Origin of the sequence: Streptomyces sp. cg36 (assembly GCF_041080675.1) — a bacterium.
GTDB lineage: Bacteria > Actinomycetota > Actinomycetes > Streptomycetales > Streptomycetaceae > Streptomyces.
In genome coordinates, this window is the sequence record NZ_CP163520.1 from 4906081 (window position 1) to 4922484 (window position 16404).

12 protein-coding genes are annotated in these 16404 nt (G+C 73.0%); 11 read left to right on the forward strand and 1 reads right to left on the reverse strand.

From position 1 onward, the window contains the following. Window positions 1-6: 6 nt before the first annotated feature. The gene (locus tag AB5J87_RS21700; RefSeq protein WP_369378557.1) at window positions 7-1413 is read right to left on the reverse strand and encodes an MFS transporter; all 1407 of its coding nucleotides are present in this window, start codon (window positions 1411-1413) and stop codon (window positions 7-9) included. A 115-nt stretch (window positions 1414-1528) separates the two neighbouring features. Here AB5J87_RS21700 and AB5J87_RS21705 point away from each other — a divergent pair, with 115 nt between their 5' ends. The 11 genes from AB5J87_RS21705 to AB5J87_RS21755 all read left to right on the forward strand — a co-directional run bounded on the left by AB5J87_RS21705 (window position 1529) and on the right by AB5J87_RS21755 (window position 16171). Next, window positions 1529-2491 (forward strand): LysR family transcriptional regulator, encoded by a 963-nt coding sequence (locus AB5J87_RS21705; protein ID WP_369378558.1) that lies wholly within the window; start codon window positions 1529-1531, stop codon window positions 2489-2491. A 307-nt stretch (window positions 2492-2798) separates the two neighbouring features. Further along, on the forward strand, window positions 2799-3347 hold the full coding sequence (locus tag AB5J87_RS21710; protein WP_369378559.1) for a hypothetical protein: 549 nt from the start codon (window positions 2799-2801) through the stop codon (window positions 3345-3347). A 59-nt stretch (window positions 3348-3406) separates the two neighbouring features. Next, window positions 3407-5536: a bifunctional polysaccharide deacetylase/glycosyltransferase family 2 protein gene (locus AB5J87_RS21715; protein WP_369378560.1), complete on the forward strand. Its 2130-nt coding sequence runs from the start codon at window positions 3407-3409 to the stop codon at window positions 5534-5536. Continuing rightward, window positions 5533-6732: an acyltransferase gene (locus AB5J87_RS21720; protein ID WP_369378561.1), complete on the forward strand. Its 1200-nt coding sequence runs from the start codon at window positions 5533-5535 to the stop codon at window positions 6730-6732. The genes AB5J87_RS21715 and AB5J87_RS21720 overlap by 4 nt, the downstream gene beginning before the upstream one ends. Before the next feature lie 305 nt (window positions 6733-7037). Further along, a complete protein-coding gene (locus tag AB5J87_RS21725; protein WP_369378562.1) occupies window positions 7038-8369 on the forward strand; it encodes a nitrate/nitrite transporter in 1332 nt (443 codons plus the stop codon). A gap of 136 nt (window positions 8370-8505) precedes the next feature. After that, the gene (locus AB5J87_RS21730; protein WP_369378563.1) at window positions 8506-9642 is read left to right on the forward strand and encodes a uroporphyrinogen-III synthase; all 1137 of its coding nucleotides are present in this window, start codon (window positions 8506-8508) and stop codon (window positions 9640-9642) included. A 144-nt stretch (window positions 9643-9786) separates the two neighbouring features. Further along, complete coding sequence (locus AB5J87_RS21735; RefSeq protein ID WP_369378564.1) at window positions 9787-10353, forward strand: ABATE domain-containing protein; 567 nt, start codon at window positions 9787-9789, stop codon at window positions 10351-10353. An 88-nt stretch (window positions 10354-10441) separates the two neighbouring features. Further along, the gene (locus AB5J87_RS21740) at window positions 10442-11056 is read left to right on the forward strand and encodes a sigma-70 family RNA polymerase sigma factor (protein ID WP_369378565.1); all 615 of its coding nucleotides are present in this window, start codon (window positions 10442-10444) and stop codon (window positions 11054-11056) included. Then, window positions 11053-11814, forward strand: coding sequence for an anti-sigma factor (locus AB5J87_RS21745; RefSeq protein ID WP_369378566.1), 762 nt, complete (start codon window positions 11053-11055; stop codon window positions 11812-11814). The genes AB5J87_RS21740 and AB5J87_RS21745 overlap by 4 nt, the downstream gene beginning before the upstream one ends. A gap of 105 nt (window positions 11815-11919) precedes the next feature. Further along, window positions 11920-14346: a UvrD-helicase domain-containing protein gene (locus AB5J87_RS21750; RefSeq protein ID WP_369378567.1), complete on the forward strand. Its 2427-nt coding sequence runs from the start codon at window positions 11920-11922 to the stop codon at window positions 14344-14346. Window positions 14347-14755: 409 nt separating this feature from the next. After that, a complete protein-coding gene (locus AB5J87_RS21755) occupies window positions 14756-16171 on the forward strand; it encodes an NAD-dependent malic enzyme (RefSeq protein ID WP_369378568.1) in 1416 nt (471 codons plus the stop codon). The last annotated feature ends 233 nt before the right edge of the window (window positions 16172-16404 follow it).

Sequence of the window (16404 nt, forward strand, 5' to 3'; positions counted from 1 at the left end):
CCTTCGTCATTTCCGCGCGGCCCCGGCGCGCGTCGCGCGGGCCCCGCCGCCCGGCCGCCGCGCCGGTCCGGCCGCGCACACGAGCAGCGCCAGCGCCGCGGCCCCCGCCGGGGCGAGATAGGGCAGCGGTGCCGGGGCGTGGTCGGTGAGCCGGCCGCCCGCGGCCGAGCCCGCCGCGATGCCGGCCAGGATCGCGGTGACCGCGAGGGCCATCCCCTCGTTGAGGCGGTCCGCCGGGGTGAGGCGCTGGACCAGGGCCGTCCCGGTCGCCATGGTCGGCGCGGTCGCGGCGCCCGCGAGCAGCAGGGCCCCGGCCAGCACCGCGAGCGAACCCGTTCCGGCCGCGAGCAGCGGCAGCCACATCAGCGCCGCCATCGCGCCGACGCACAGCAGCAGCCGCCCGGGGAGGGAGCGCGCGGGCCGCGCCCCACCGTGGAGCAGCCCGGCGGCGCCCGACCCCGCCGCCTGGAGGGCGAGGACGGCGCCGCCCGCCGGACCGTGGCCGAGCCCGGACGCGTACGCCAGCGTCACCACCTCCATCGAGCCGAACACCGCGCCCGTCGCGAGGAAGACGGCGAGCAGCGGGAGCAGGCCCGGGGAGCGCAGCGCCGAGCGGGCGCCGGTGGGCGCGGCGACCGGCGGCTCCGTGGCGCGCTGGGCGGCGAAGACCAGCATGCCCGTCATCAGGAGCACCGCGCCGGTCAGCGTGCCCGCCTCCGGGAACAGCGCCGTGCACAGGAAGGCGGCGGCCACCGGGCCGAGCAGGAAGCAGAGTTCGTCCACCGCCTGCTCGAAGGCGTGGGCGGTGTGCAGGGCGGCCGGGTCGCCCCGGTGGACGTGCGCCCAGCGCGCCCGGGACATCCCGCCGGTGTTGGGCGTGGTGGCGGTCAGGGCGTACGAGGCGAAGAGCGTCCAGGCGGGTGCTTCCAGGCGTACGCAGAGCACCAGCGCCAGTGAGCCGAGGACGGCCAGGGCGGTGGCGGGCACACCGACGCGGGCCTGGCCGTGGCGGTCGACGAGACGGGCCGTCCAGGGCGCGACCAGCGCGGTGGCGACGAGACCGGTCGCGGTGACCGCGCCCGCCAGCGCGTACGAGCCGCGCTGCCCGGCGATCATGATCACGGCGCTGACGCCGAACATCCCCATGGGGAGCCGGGCGACCAGGTTCCCGAGGGTGAAGGCACGCGCGCCGGGGACCGCGAAGAGCCGGCGGTACGGGCTGAGCCGGGCGGATCGGGAGCGGGCGGTGGGCGGGTGTGCCGCAGGCGGTGCGGGGGTGGCGGCGCGCGGTCCGGGCGGTGCGGGGGCGGACGTGCGGCGGGCGGTCGCCGGGTGCGGTGCGGGGGCGGACGTGCGCGGTCCGGGGGCGGCCAGGACCAGGGTGGAGCCGGAGACGGTCATCAGGTGCGGCATGCGTCGAAGCCTCGCGGCCGGTGGCGGCGGGCGTCCAACACCTGCGGGGAGCCCGTTCACGCACTCCTGTTGTCAAAGGGTGCGCGGGGCGCGGCCGTGCGGTTGACTGCCGTCCGTGACCCAGGACATCGACCCCCGGCTGCTGCGGGCGTTCACCGCCGTCGCCGAGGAGCTGCACTTCACCCGGGCCGCCGCCCGGCTCTTCGTCGCCCAGCAGGCGCTCAGCCGGGACATCCGCCGACTGGAGCGGGAGCTGGGCGCCGAACTCTTCCTGCGCACCACCCGCGCGGTGCGGCCCACCGCCGAGGCCGAGCGGCTGCTGCCGTACGCCCGCCGGGTGCTGGCCGCCCACGACGAGCTGCGGGCGGCCTGCTCCGCCGAGGCCCGGCCGCTGCTCGTCGACATCGGCGCGCCCGTCGGGACCGGCCACCGGGTGCTGGAGCGGGCCCGGGCGCGGGCGGTGGGCCAGGAGTTCGTCGCCCGCCATCTGAGCGGGCTGACGGGCGCGGCGGCCGAGATCCTGGCCGGGCGGATCGACGTCTCCTTCGGCCGGGTCGCCGGGCTGGACCCGGCGCTGCTGGCGGGGCTCGCGCAGCAGCCCGTCCGCTTCGAACGGATGGCCGTGCTGCTCCCGGAGGACCACCGGCTGGCCCGCCTGGAGGAGGTCCCGCTGGCCGCGCTGGCGGGCGAGACGCTGTACGCGGGGGCGGGCAATCCGGCCACCGCCGAGTGGACGGACCTGGCCGTGCGGCTCTTCGCCGGGCGGGGGGTGGAACTGGCCGCGCCGTTCCCGGAGATCTCCGGGAAGGAGGAGTTCTCCCGGGTGGTGCGGGGGCGCGGCTGGTCGGTGCTGGCCAGCACCGACTTCCTGGCGATACCGGGGATGGTGCTGCGCCCGCTGACCGCTCCCGTACCGCTGTCACCGGTGTCGCTGGTGTGGCGCAAGGGGCTCAGGCACCCTGGCCTCGAAGCACTGAAGGAGGCCGCGCGGGGGTTGGGGGAGGCCGGGAACTGGCTGGAAATCCCCGTAGAAAGCTGGATTCCTGACGCCGATCTGTCCCTCATGTCCAGCTATTAGGTATCTGGCGTGATCCATAGGGTGAACAACACTTGGCGCACGAACACTTGTCACAGCGGCGTGCGCTACATTCATCCCCCGGGTGCGGTGTGGTAGTGGGGGTACGTGGAACGGGTGGGGTCCCGTTCGCAAAGCGCCCCCCGCTGAGGAGTGTGCGCAACCCGCGAATCATCCAGTGGGGAAGTGCGTACGCAAAGTGGACAATTGGCGAAAAGAAGCCCCTCCGGGGCAGCCCCGGAACCCGTTCGAGAAGCCTCGTGGCCCGCTCGACGACTTCACGATCGAACTGAACATCGCCGGACGTCAGTTGGGCAGTCCGGACGCCCAGGCGCCGGTCCCGGTCCCGGCCGGTGACCCCGACGGCCCCGTCTTCGTCGACGAGAGCGGCCGTCGCGGCAAGAACCTGCGCCGACTGGGCTGGCTCTTCGGCCTGGCCTGCACCTGCTACGCGGTGATGCTGGTCGGCAGCCTGCTCGGCGGCAACTCCCGCGCGCCCTGGCTCGGCATACCCGGCCCGGCCGCCAAGGAGAAGACGGCCGAGACGGTCAAGGTCACGCCCGCGCCCGGCGACAGCCGCGCCGCCCGGCCCCCCGCGAGTGCACGGCCGGCCGCCAAGCCGGGCGCCAGGGCGAAGCCGCGTCCGAGCGGCGCCGCCTCGCACGGGACGAAGGCCGGCACCACCCCGAAGCCGGGCAAGACCACCCGTCCGGCCAAGACGACTCCCCGCCCCCGCACCTCGCCGACGGCGAAGCCGACCGGCAGCCGCTCGGCGGGCCCCGGCGACCCCACCGGCAACTCCGGCACCCCGGCGAACCTCTCGTCGGTGCCCACTCCGCAATCTGGAGCCAGCACGTGAACGCCCGCCGCTCGCCAAGACCCAGGCGTGCCCGTACGCAAAGACGCCGCAGACTGCCGATGCGCTATCTGCTGCCCCTGCTCTTCCTGGTCGCGCTCTTCGCGATGCTGATGCTGCGCGGGTACGTCCACAACGAGATACTCGCCGACCACCGAATACGGGCCGAGGCGGACACCGACCAGGTGCCCGACCGCATCCTCGACGGCGGACCGGTGATCGACGCCCGGGGCCCCGGCAAGCCGACCAGCCTCGACATCCCCAAGCACAAGCTCGTCCTGACCTTCGACGACGGCCCGGACCCCACCTGGACCCCGAAGGTCCTCGACCAGCTGAAGAAGTACCACGCGCACGGCGTCTTCTTCGTGACGGGCGCCAACGCCGCCCGCTACCCCGACCTGATCAAGCGGATGGTCGACGAGGGCCACGAGGTGGGGCTGCACACCTTCAACCACCCCGACCTCTCCTACCAGTCGCACGCCCGCATCGACTGGGAGCTCGCCCAGAACCAGCTGGCCCTCGAAGGCGCCGCCGGGATCCGCACCTCGCTCTTCCGGCCGCCCTACTCCTCGTTCGCGGACGCGATCGACGACAAGAACTGGCCGGTGATCAAGTACGTCGGCAGCCGGGGCTACATCACCGCGCTGGACTCCACGGACAGTGAGGACTGGCAGCGGCCCGGCGTCAAGACGATCATCAAGAACGCCACGCCCAAGCACAACCGGGGCGCGATCGTCCTGATGCACGACTCCGGCGGCGACCGCTCGCAGACCGTGGCGGCGCTCGACACCTTCCTGCCCAAGCTGCAGGACAAGGGCTATGCGTTCGTGAACCTGACCGAGGCCCTGAACGCGCCCAGCGCCCACACCAAGGTCACCGGCACCGACCTGTGGAAGGGCAAGGCGTTCGTCTTCGCCGTCCAGGTCTCCGAGCACACCACCGACGTGCTGGTGGGCGGCCTCGCCGTGATCGGCGTGCTGGTCTTCGCCCGGTTCGGGCTGATGCTGATCCTGTCGTTCCTGCACGCGCGCAAGGTGCGCGGGCCCGGCTTCCGCTGGGGGCCGGAGGTCACCGAGCCGGTCTCGGTGATCGTCCCCGCGTACAACGAGCGCGAGTGCATCGCCAACACCGTGCGCTCGCTGATGGCCAGCGACCACCCCATCGAGGTGGTGGTCGTCGACGACGGCTCCACCGACGGCACCGCCGACATCGTCGAGGCGATGCGGCTGCCCAACGTCCGGGTCATCCGCCAGACCAACGCGGGCAAGCCCGCCGCCCTCAACAACGGCATCGCGCACGCCCGCTACAACCTGGTCGTGATGATGGACGGCGACACGGTCTTCGAGCCGTCGACCGTGCGCGAGCTGGTGCAGCCGTTCGGCGACCCGAAGGTCGGCGCGGTCGCGGGCAACGCCAAGGTCGGCAACCGCGACTCGCTGATCGGCGCCTGGCAGCACATCGAGTACGTGATGGGCTTCAACCTGGACCGCCGCATGTACGACGTGCTGGGCTGCATGCCGACCATCCCCGGCGCGGTCGGCGCCTTCCGCCGCACCGCCCTCAAGCGGGTCGGCGGCATGAGCGAGGACACCCTCGCCGAGGACACCGACATCACGATGGCGATGCACCGCGACGGCTGGCGCGTGGTGTACGCGGAGAACGCGCGCGCCTGGACCGAGGCGCCCGAGACCGTCCAGCAGCTCTGGTCGCAGCGCTACCGCTGGTCGTACGGCACCATGCAGGCGATCTGGAAGCACCGCCGCGCGGTGATCGAACGCGGCCCCTCGGGCCGCTTCGGCCGCGTCGGCCTGCCGCTGGTCTCCCTCTTCATGGTCCTGGCCCCGCTGCTCGCCCCGCTGATCGACGTCTTCCTGCTGTACGGCCTGGTCTTCGGCCCGACCCAGAAGACCGTGCTGGCGTGGCTGGGCGTACTGGCGATCCAACTGGTGTGCGCGGCCTACGCGTTCCGCCTGGACCGCGAACGCCTCACCCACCTCGTCTCCCTCCCGCTCCAGCAGATCCTCTACCGCCAGCTGATGTACGTGGTGCTCCTGCAGTCCTGGATCACCGCCCTCACGGGTGGCCGCCTGCGGTGGCAGAAGCTGCGGCGGACGGGCGTGGTGGAGGCGCCGGGCGCCATCCCCAGCCAGCGCCGCGCCGGCGAGAGCAAGGACCGGAGGCCCGTCGCATGACCGCGTCCCCGTCCCAGCCGTTCGTCGAGGTGCCCGAGTCGGTCGCCGCCGCGCACGCCGAGCAGAAGCCCAAGGCGTCCGGCCGCGACCGCTATCTGGACCTGCTGCGCTCGCTCGCGCTGGTCCGCGTGGTGATCTACCACCTCTTCGGCTTCGCCTGGCTCTCCATCGTCTTCCCGTCCATGGGCGTGATGTTCGCGCTGGCCGGCTCGCTGATGGCGCGCTCGCTCAGCCGGCCGGCCTGGAGCGTGATCCGGGGCCGGCTGCGCCGGCTGCTGCCGCCGATGTGGGCGTTCGGCGCGGTCATGCTGAGCCTGATGTTCTACGCGGGCTGGAAGCCCGACAAGGCGCAGGGCCTGTGGTGGTTCGCCAAGCTCTTCAACTACCTGGTGCCGGTGGGCACCCCGCCCTTCCCGTGGTCGATCGGCCACAAGGACGGCATGCTGGAGCAGACCTGGGCGGTCCAGGCCGCCGAGCCGCTCTGGTACCTGCGCGCCTACCTCTGGTTCGTGCTCGCCTCCCCGCTGCTGCTGCGCCTGTTCCGCAAGCTGCCGTGGCCGGTGCTGCTGACCCCGCTGGTCCTGACGGCGGTCTTCAGCACGGGCCTGGTCACCATCCCCGGCGACACCGGTTCGGTGATCACCGACTTCGTGACCTACGCGGCCTGCTGGGTGCTGGGCTTCGCCCACCACGACGGGCTGATCCAGAAGCTGCCGCGCTATCTGCTGGTGTCCTGCTCGTCGCTGGTGATGGCGTTCGGCCTGTGGTGGGCCTCGGGCCACCAGACCCAGGACGGCTGGGACCTCAACGACATCCCGCTGGCCCAGGCCACCTGGTCCTTCGGCTTCTGCGCGATCCTGCTGGCCTACTCCCCGTCCTGGCCCCGGCTGCCCGGCCGGCTGGCCCGCTACGACCGCCTGGTCACCCTCTCCAACAACCGTGCCGTCACCATCTACCTCTGGCACAACGCCCTGATCGCGGCGGCGGTCCCGATCCTGGACCAGCTGTGGAACGTCCCGTACGTCGGGACCCACTTCGACGGCTTCCTGACCACGACGTACGACGAGTTGATGTTCGTCCTGGTCTGGCCGCTGATCGGGCTGATGATCCTGTCGACGGGCTGGATCGAGGACGTCGCGGCCAAGCGTTCCCCACGCCTGTGGCCGGACGGCCGGCAGCGGGCGCGCAAGCACTGAGCGCGCGGTGCGCCGAGGAGGGCCCGGACGGGGACGTCCGGGCCCTCCTCGCGTTTCCCCGGACCCGCCGCCGGGCCCGCGCCCTGTGCGACTGCGGACCCCGCCGCCCGCTGCGGAACCGGGCGCCCGGCCCGTTTACTGAGGTGCGCGCGGTCCTCACCACCCGCCCCGGCCCCGCGTGAACACAAGGTTGCCCGACGGTCACGCGACGGCACGGGGGTGAAATCCCGCGTCCCTACCGTCGGTTGTCCCGAAACGAACCCCGCGCATCGCATCGCCGCGACACGATCGATCATGGAGGCGTCATGGCTGGCCGTTGGATCCAGGAGTGGGATCCCGAGGACGAGGGCTTCTGGGAGCGCACCGGTGAGCGGATCGCCCGGCGCAACCTCTGGTTCTCCGTCTTCTCCGAGCACATCGGCTTCTCGATCTGGACGATGTGGTCGGTGATGGTCCTCTTCATGGGACCCGCCTACCACGTCGACCCGGCGGGGAAGTTCTTCCTCATCTCCACCGCCACCGCCGTCGGCGCGGTCGTGCGGATTCCCTACACGTTCGCCGTCGCCCGGTTCGGCGGGCGCAACTGGACGGTCTTCAGCGCCCTTTCGCTGCTGGTGCCCGCGGGCGCCGCGTTCGCGGTGATGGAGCCCGGCACCTCGTACACGACCTTCATGCTGGTCGCCGCGCTCGCCGGGATCGGCGGCGGCAACTTCGCCTCCTCCATGACCAACATCAACTCCTTCTTCCCGCTGCGCAAGAAGGGGTGGGCGCTCGGGCTCAACGCCGGGGGCGGCAACATCGGGGTGCCCGTCGTGCAGCTCGTCGGGCTGCTGGTGATCGGGACCGCCGGGGCCACCCACCCCCGGATCGTGCTCGCCGTGTACGTGCCGCTCATCGTGGCCGCGGCCCTCGGGGCCGCGCTGAGGATGGACAACCTCGCGCCCGTGAGGAACGACACCGGGGCCGCCCGGGAGGCCGTACGGGACCGGCACACCTGGATCATGGCGTTCCTCTACGTCGGCACCTTCGGCTCGTTCATCGGGTACAGCTTCGCCTTCGGGCTGGTCCTGCAGACCCAGTTCGGGCGCACCCCGCTCCAGGCCGCCTCGCTCACCTTCATCGGGCCGCTGCTCGGCTCGCTGATCCGGCCGGTGGGCGGCGCGTTCGCGGACCGGTTCGGCGGGGCGCGGATCACGCTGTGGACGTTCGCAGCGATGTCGGTGGCCACCGGGGTGGTGATCGCCGCCTCCGTGCAGAAGTCGCTGGGCGTCTTCCTCGTCGGCTTCATCGCGCTCTTCGTGCTCAGCGGGCTCGGCAACGGCTCCACGTACAAGATGATCCCGGCGATCTTCCAGGCCACCGCGCTCGCCAAGGGCATGGAGGGGGAGGCCGCGGCGGCGTACGGGCGGCGGCTCTCCGGGGCCGCCATGGGGCTCATCGGGGCGGTCGGCGCGCTCGGCGGGCTCGCCATCAACCTGGCCTTCCGCCAGTCCTTCCTGACGAACGGCACCGGAACCGCCGCCTTCGTGGCCTTCCTGGGCTTCTACGCGGCCTGCTTCACCGCCACTTGGGCCGTATACCTTCGGCGCCCGGCCGAGGCCGAGAGGCGGGCGGAGCCGGTGTACGCCGATGTCTAATGGGACCATCGGACCGCGCCGCACCGCTCCCTGGTGGCCGTGACGCCGTAACACCAGGGAAATGCGCGTGAACCGGACCTGTCATGCGGGGTTGACAGGCTCGGGCGACCCGCCGCACCACCCCAGTTGGAGAGCCATGGTCGACACACAGCACGGCCCCCTCGCGGGGTTCACGGTCGGCGTCACCGCCGCCCGCCGCGCCGACGAGCTCGCGGCGATCCTCCAGCGCCGCGGCGCCGCCGTCGTACACGGCCCCGCCCTGCGCATCGTGCCGCTCGCCAACGACGGCGAGCTGCTCTCGGCCACCAAGGAGCTGATCGACGAGCCGCCGCACATCGTGGTCGCCACCACCGCGATCGGATTCCGCGGCTGGGTGGAGGCCGCCGACGGCTGGGGGCTCGGCGAGGAACTGCTGGCCCGGCTGCGCGCCACCGAACTGCTGGCGCGCGGCCCCAAGGCCAAGGGCGCGATACGGGCGGCCGGGCTCACCGAGGAGTGGTCGCCCTCCTCCGACTCGATGGCCGAGGTCCTGGACCGGCTGCTCGGCCACGGCGTGGAGGGCCGCCGGATCGCGGTCCAGCTGCACGGCGAGCCGCTGCCCGGCTTCGTGGAGGCGCTGCGGGCGGGCGGCGCCCAGGTCGTGGGCGTCCCCGTCTACCGCTGGCTGCCGCCGGAGGACATCGGCCCGCTCGACCGGCTGCTCGACCTCACCGTGGCGCGCGGCCTGGACGCGGTGAGCTTCACCAGCGCCCCCGCCGCCGCCTCCCTCTTCTCCCGGGCCGAGGAGCGCGGGCTGCTCCCCGACCTGCTCGCCGCGCTGAACGGGGACGTCCTGGCCGCCTGCGTGGGGCCGGTGACCGCGCTGCCGCTGCAGGCGCGCGGCATCAAGACGGTGGCGCCCGAACGGTTCCGGCTGGGCCCGCTGGTCCAGCTGCTCTGCTGCGAACTGCCCGCCCGCGCGCGGACGCTGCCGATCGCCGGGCGCCGGATGGAGATCCGCGGCCACGCGGTGCTCATCGACGGCGAGCTGCGGCCGGTGCCGCCCGCCGGGATGTCGCTGCTGCGCGCCCTCGCCGCCAAGCCCGGCTGGGTGGTCTCGCGCGCCGATCTGCTGCGGGCCCTGCCGGGTTCGGGCACCGACGAGCACGCGGTGGAGACCGCGATGACCCGGCTGCGCACCGCGCTGGGCGCCCCCAAGCTGATCCAGACCGTGGTCAAACGGGGCTACCGGCTCGCCCTGGACCCGGGTTCGGACGCCAAGTACGCGGACTGAGCCGTCGTCCGCGGCCCGTCCCCTCCCGCCGCCGCGCCCCGCGTGCGGCGGGAGGGGTTCCGGCGCCGCCCCCGGGCGGGCACTCTGGAGGGACGGCACGGTACGGAACTCACCGGTGTGACCTTCCAAGGCGGTGACGCACGCATGTTGCGGTTCGACTCCGGGCGGATCTGTCTGGATCTGGTGGCGACCGGGGCGTACGACAGCGATCAGCTCGACAGCACCGGACGGCTCGGCCAGTGGCTCGTCGGCGCCGGACTGGTGCCGGCCGGGACGCCGCTGACGGGGGCCGACGGCCAGTGGCTGGCCCGGTTCGCCGAACTGCGCGAGCAGATCGGCCAGCTGGTCCACGCCGAGCTGGGCGGCCGGGGCGGCTCGGCCGCCGCGGCCCTGGAGCGGGTCAACGCCCTCGCCGCCGCCGCACCCCCGGGCGTACGTGCGATCCGGGGCGCCGACGGACGGCTGGAGCGCACCCTCAGCGGCGCGCCCGACTGCACCGCGCTGCTCGCCGTGGTCGCCCGGGACGCGGTGGAGCTGCTCACCGACCCGCGCGACCGGGCCCGGCTGCGCCAGTGCGAGGGCGACAACTGCTTCCGGCTCTACCTCGACACCTCCCGGGGGCGCCGCCGCCGCTGGTGCTCCAGCGAGGTCTGCGGCAACCGGGAACGGGTGGCCCGCCACCGCCGGCGGACGGCAGCCGCGGCCCTGTAGCCGCGCCCCGCGCACCCCTGGGACCACTCCTCAAACAAAAATCCCCGCTCGATTTTGAATGGTCCAGGACAACCGCCCGTATGGAGGGATGAGCCGGTACGCGCCCGCGCACCGGCAGGGTCTCGACCGGGAGGTTCTGGTGCGCAAGGATGCCGCCGTGGCCGATGACCGTCCGCAAGGCGCCCGGCACCGCTCTGTCCCCGACGAGGAGCTGATGCGGGCGCTCTACCGCGAACACGCGGGACCGCTGCTCGCGTATGTGCTCCGCCTCGTCGCCGGTGACCGCCAGCGGGCCGAGGACGTCGTGCAGGAGACGCTCATCCGTGCCTGGAAGAACGCCGGTCAGCTCAACCGGGCCACCGGTTCGGTCCGCCCCTGGCTGGTGACGGTCGCACGGCGCATCGTCATCGACGGCCACCGCAGCCGGCAGGCCCGGCCGCAGGAGGTCGATCCGTCGCCGCTGGAGGTCATGCCCGCGGAGGACGAGATCGACAAGGCGCTGTGGCTGATGACGCTCTCGGACGCGCTCGACGACCTGACGCCCGCCCACCGGGAGGCGCTCGTCGAGACGTACTTCAAAGGACGTACGGTCAATGAAGCGGCCCAGGTGCTGGGCGTACCGAGCGGGACCGTGCGGTCCCGTGTCTTCTACGCCCTGCGCTCCATGAAACTCGCGTTGGAGGAACGGGGGGTGACGGCATGACCACGCCGGAGTACCAGTCCGAGCACGAGGCGGTCGCGGCGTACGCGCTCGGCGTCCTCGACGACGCCGAGGCCACCGCCTTCGAGGCCCATCTGGCGGGCTGCGACCTGTGCGCGGCCGAGCTGGAGCAGCTGGCCGGGATGGAACCGCTGCTGGCGACCCTGAAGGAGTTCCCGGGCCCCGCCGACCGGCCGCTGCGCCCGGCGCCGCCCAGCATGAGCGAACGGCTGATCGGCGAGGTCGCGGTCCAGCGCGCCAAGCGCAGGCGCCGCACCACCTATCTGGTGGCCGCCGCCGCCGCGCTGATCGTGGGCGGTCCCGCGATCGCCGTGGTGGCCACCTCCGGCGACTCGGGTACGCACCAGAGCGCCGAGGCGGAGCCGCACCCCACCAGCCCGGCCGAGGACGCCTTCTTCAACCACATGACCCAGAAGGTGGCGGCCACCGACGCGACCACCGGCGTCACCGCCACCATCGGCACCGAGAAGAAGGGCTGGGGCACCCACACCGTCCTGGAGCTGAAGAACGTGAAGGGGCCGCTCAAGTGCAGCCTCATCGCGGTCGGCAAGGACGGCGAGCAGGAGACGGTGACCACCTGGGCGGTTCCCACCTGGGGTTACGGGATCAAGGACAGCCCGCACAAGGGGGCCGAGTACCCGCTGTACGTGCACGGCGGTACCGCCCTGAACCGGGACCAGATCGACCATTTCGAGGTCCGGACCCTGGACGGCAAGGCGCTGGTGGACGTGCCCGCCTGACCAGCAGGTGGTCTTTCCTTGATCACCGGCTGGTCACCGCCTGACAGAGCCGCCCCCTTCGCGTACGGTTGACGGCTGCCCAATGCACGTCAGAAGGGGGCCCCGGTGGCCGCGCAGGAAGCCGCTGTCGACTCGGTCAGAGACCGCGAGATCGGAGTCGAGCAGGAACACCTGGACAAGGTGTACCGCCGCCTGGAGGAGAAGATCCACGAGGCGGAGTTCCTGATGAACGACGCCGCCCAGCGCGGCCAGGTCGGCACGCCCGGCGCGCTGGCCGAGCGGGACGCCCAGGTCTTCCGGGCCGGGATCCATCTCAACCGGCTCAACAACGAGTTCGAGGACTTCCTCTTCGGCCGGATCGACCTGCTGCTCGGCAAGGACGGCAAGAAGGGCCCGGACGGCGCCTACACGGCCGTGGAGCCCGCCGAGGGCGTCGTGCGCGAGGACGGGGACGGCAAGCACGCCGAGATCGCCGAGACGCTCCACATCGGCCGCATCGGGGTCCTGGACTCCGACTACGCGCCGCTGGTCATCGACTGGCGGGCGCCCGCCGCCGCGCCCTTCTACCGCTCCACGCCGGTCGACCCCGGCCGGGTGGTGCGCCGCCGCGTCATCCGCTCCAAGGGCCGCAGGGTGCTCGGCGTCGAGGACGACCTGATGCGCCCGGAGCTGACCGCGACCCTGGACGGGGCCGTCCTGCCGGTGATCGGCGACGGCGCCCTGATGGCGGCGCTCGGCCAGGCCCGCAGCCACACCATGCGCGACATCGTGGCGTCCATCCAGGCCGAGCAGGACCTGGTGATCCGGGCGCCCGCCGCCTCCGTCACCTACGTCGAGGGCGGCCCCGGCACCGGCAAGACGGCCGTCGCGCTGCACCGCGCCGCCTATCTGCTCTACCAGGACCGCCGCCGCTACGCGGGCGGCATCCTCATCGTCTCCCCGACCCCGCTGCTGGTGGCGTACACCGAGGGCGTGCTGCCCTCCCTCGGCGAGGAGGGCCAGGTCGCGATCCGCGCGGTCGGCAACCTCGTCGACGGCGCCGAGGCCACCGCGTACGACGATCCCGCGGTCTCCCGGATCAAGGGCTCCTCCCGGATGCTCCAGGTGCTGCGCAAGGCGGCCCGGGGCGCGCTGGAGACGGGCGAGCCGGCCCGCTCCAGAACCCGGCGCGGCGCCCCCGCCGGCCGGGGCGCCGCGCCCGCCGACTCCGGTCAGCTGGCGTTCGGCGAGGAGCCGGCCGAAGGGGCCGCGCCGGAGCGGAACGCGTCCACCCCGACCCTGCTGCGGGTCGTCGCCTTCGGGCGGCGCATCGAGCTGGAGGCCGAGGAGCTGCGCCGGATCCGGCACGCGGTGCTCAGCGGGACCGCCCCGGTCAACCTGCTGCGCCCGCGCGCCCGCAAGCTGCTCCTGGACGCCCTGTGGGACCGCTCCGGCGCCGCCGGGCGGCACAGCGACCCGGAGCTCGCCGCCGAGCTGCGCTCCTCGTTCGACGAGGACATCACCTCCGAGGACGCCTTCCTCGCGTTCCTGGACGCGTGGTGGCCCGAGCTGACCCCGCGCGGGGTGCTGGCCGCGATGGGCGACGAGCGGCGGCTCTCGCGCTGGGCGCGCCGGGTGCTGACGCCCGGCGAGACCCGGCGCCTGGCCCGTTCGCTGGGCCGGCTGGACGCGGACGGCCACGGCCCCCTGTCGGTGCACGACGTGGCGCTCCTGGACGAGCTCCAGACGCTGCTCGGCACCCCGGCCCGGCCGCGCAAGAAGCGCGAGTACGACCCGCTGGACGCGCTGACCGGCCTGGAGGAGCTGATGCCGCAGCGCGAGGAGACCCAGCGCGAGCGCGCCGAGCGGCTGGCCCAGGAGCGCACCGAGTACGCGCACGTCATCGTGGACGAGGCGCAGGACCTCACGCCGATGCAGTGGCGGATGGTGGGCCGCCGGGGCCGCACCGCGACCTGGACGGTGGTCGGGGACCCGGCCCAGTCGTCCTGGTCCGACCCGGACGAGGCGGGCGCCGCGCGCGACGAGGCGCTGGGCTCGCGCCCGCGCCGCCGCTTCGAGCTGACCGTGAACTACCGCAACCCGGCCGAGATCGCGGAACTGGCCGCCCGGGTGCTGGCGTTGGCGATGCCGGGGATGAAGTCCCCGGCGGCGGTGCGCTCGACCGGGGTGGAGCCGCGCTTCGTGGAGGCCGGTGACGACCTGGCCCGTTCGGTGCGCGAGGAGGCGGCCCGGCTGCTCGGCCAGGTGGACGGCACGGTCGGCGTGGTCGTCGCGATGCGGCGGCGCGAGCAGGCCGCGCGCTGGCTGGCGGAGCTGGGCGAGCGCGTGGTGGCGCTGGGCAGCCTGGAGGCCAAGGGCCTGGAGTACGACGCGACGGTGGTGGTCTCCCCGGCGGAGATCGCCGACGAGTCGCCGGCCGGGCTGCGGGTGCTGTACGTGGCGCTGACCCGGGCCACCCAGCAGCTCACCGTGGTCTCCTGCGAACGCGACGAGCCGGACGCGGACGGGGTGCCCGACCTGCTGCGGGAGTGAGGACGAGCGGCGTCCGGGGGCGGTCCGCGCGCCCGGACGGCGCAGTCAACCCGCGAAGTGCGAATCACTTGCCGGGGTGGTTTGTTAGCCTGGTTGTGGCACCGGCTCGATCCAAGCCCCCGGGCCCAACCTTAGTCGCCTAGAGCGACCACTTGCCGCGAGGCGAGCATGGCGGGTCGGTGTCTTCAACGTGGCGACAGGCCCACGTCATCTTCCGATGGCGTGGGCCTGTTCTGCTTTTCGGGGCTTCCGCCGAAGCAGTCTCTCTCGTATGGTGGAAACTGTTTTCCAAAAAGAACGACGCGTTACCGGCTACCCGCCGGTAGGTGCGAACATCGGAAGGCGCCGGCCCGGCAACAGCGCGGGGCGGCGCTAGCAACGAAGCTAGGGAAAGCAGAGGAACCCGGTCATGGCAACGGCGCCCAGCGTCTCGTACTCGATGACGGTCAGACTGGAGGTGCCCGCCAGCGGAACGGCGGTCTCCCAGCTCACCACGGCCGTGGAGTCCTCCGGCGGATCGGTCACCGGCCTCGACGTGACCGCCTCCGGCCACGAGAAGCTCCGGATCGACGTCACCATCGCGGCCACCTCCACGGCGCACGCCGACGAGATCGTCGGGAAGCTGCGCGGGATCGAGGGCGTCACCCTCGGCAAGGTCTCCGACCGTACGTTCCTGATGCACCTCGGCGGCAAGATCGAGATGGCGTCCAAGCACCCCATCCGCAACCGTGACGACCTCTCGATGATCTACACCCCGGGGGTCGCCCGGGTCTGCATGGCGATCGCCGAGAACCCCGAGGACGCCCGCCGCCTCACCATCAAGCGCAACTCCGTCGCCGTGGTCACCGACGGCTCGGCCGTCCTCGGCCTCGGCAACATCGGCCCCAAGGCCGCGCTCCCGGTCATGGAGGGCAAGGCGGCCCTCTTCAAGCGGTTCGCGGGCATCGACGCCTGGCCGCTCTGCCTGGACACCCAGGACACCGACGAGATCGTCGCGATCGTCAAGGCGATCGCCCCCGGCTTCGCCGGCATCAACCTCGAAGACATCTCCGCCCCCCGCTGCTTCGAGATCGAGGCACGGCTGCGCGAGGCCCTCGACATCCCCGTCTTCCACGACGACCAGCACGGCACCGCCATCGTGGTGCTCGCCGCGCTCACCAACGCGCTGCGCGTGGTCGGCAAGGGCATCGGCGACGTACGGGTCGTCATGTCCGGCGCGGGCGCGGCCGGTACGGCCATCCTCAAGCTGCTGCTGGCGGCCGGGGTGAAGAACGCGGTCGTCGCCGACATCCAGGGCGTCGTCCACGCGGGCCGCGCCGACCTGGCCGGCGCCGACGGCGACTCCGACATGGCGTCGCTGCGCTGGATCGCCGACAACACCAACCCCGAGGGCCTCACCGGCACCCTCAAGGAGGCCGTGGTCGGCGCCGACGTCTTCATCGGCGTCTCCGCCCCCAACGTCCTGAACGGCGACGACGTGGCCGCGATGGCCGAGGGCGCCATCGTCTTCGCGCTCGCGAACCCCGACCCCGAGGTCGACCCGGGCGTCGCGCGCGAGACGGCGGCCGTGGTGGCCACCGGCCGCTCCGACTTCCCCAACCAGATCAACAACGTGCTGGTCTTCCCGGGCGTCTTCCGCGGCCTCCTGGACGCCCAGTCGCGCACGGTGAACACCGACATGATGCTGGCCGCCGCGACCGCGCTCGCCGACGTGGTGACCGAGGGCGAGCTGAACCCGAACTACATCATCCCGTCCGTCTTCAACGACAAGGTCGCGGGCGCGGTCGCGGGCGCGGTGCGCACGGCGGCCCAGGCCGCTCTCTGACGGGCCCCGCGACGGCCGCCACCGGCGGCCGGACGGTCTCCCCGGGGGGCCGGGCCGCGGCGCGGACGCGCTGTGACCGGCCCCACGTCCGCCCCGCCTCCGGCGCGTCGCGGGATGCGGCGCCCTGGGGGCGCCCGTAGGGTGGCGGACCATGAACCGCATCCGCCCCGGCGGTTCCAGCGAGTCTCCAGGGAGTCGACGGAGCGTCACCATGACGGGGTTGTGGCGCTTTT

Excerpts from the sequence above, each read along its gene's own strand:
- AB5J87_RS21700 (WP_369378557.1), bottom strand. The coding sequence starts at position 1,413 with ATGCCGCACCTGATGACCGTCTCCGGCTCCACCCTGGTCCTGGCCGCC.
- AB5J87_RS21715 (WP_369378560.1), top strand. The coding sequence starts at position 3,407 with ATGCGCTATCTGCTGCCCCTGCTCTTCCTGGTCGCGCTCTTCGCGATG.
- AB5J87_RS21720 (WP_369378561.1), top strand. The coding sequence starts at position 5,533 with ATGACCGCGTCCCCGTCCCAGCCGTTCGTCGAGGTGCCCGAGTCGGTC.
- AB5J87_RS21725 (WP_369378562.1), top strand. The coding sequence starts at position 7,038 with ATGGCTGGCCGTTGGATCCAGGAGTGGGATCCCGAGGACGAGGGCTTC.
- AB5J87_RS21730 (WP_369378563.1), top strand. The coding sequence starts at position 8,506 with ATGGTCGACACACAGCACGGCCCCCTCGCGGGGTTCACGGTCGGCGTC.
- AB5J87_RS21735 (WP_369378564.1), top strand. The coding sequence starts at position 9,787 with ATGTTGCGGTTCGACTCCGGGCGGATCTGTCTGGATCTGGTGGCGACC.
- AB5J87_RS21740 (WP_369378565.1), top strand. The coding sequence starts at position 10,442 with ATGAGCCGGTACGCGCCCGCGCACCGGCAGGGTCTCGACCGGGAGGTT.
- AB5J87_RS21745 (WP_369378566.1), top strand. The coding sequence starts at position 11,053 with ATGACCACGCCGGAGTACCAGTCCGAGCACGAGGCGGTCGCGGCGTAC.
- AB5J87_RS21755 (WP_369378568.1), top strand. The coding sequence starts at position 14,756 with ATGGCAACGGCGCCCAGCGTCTCGTACTCGATGACGGTCAGACTGGAG.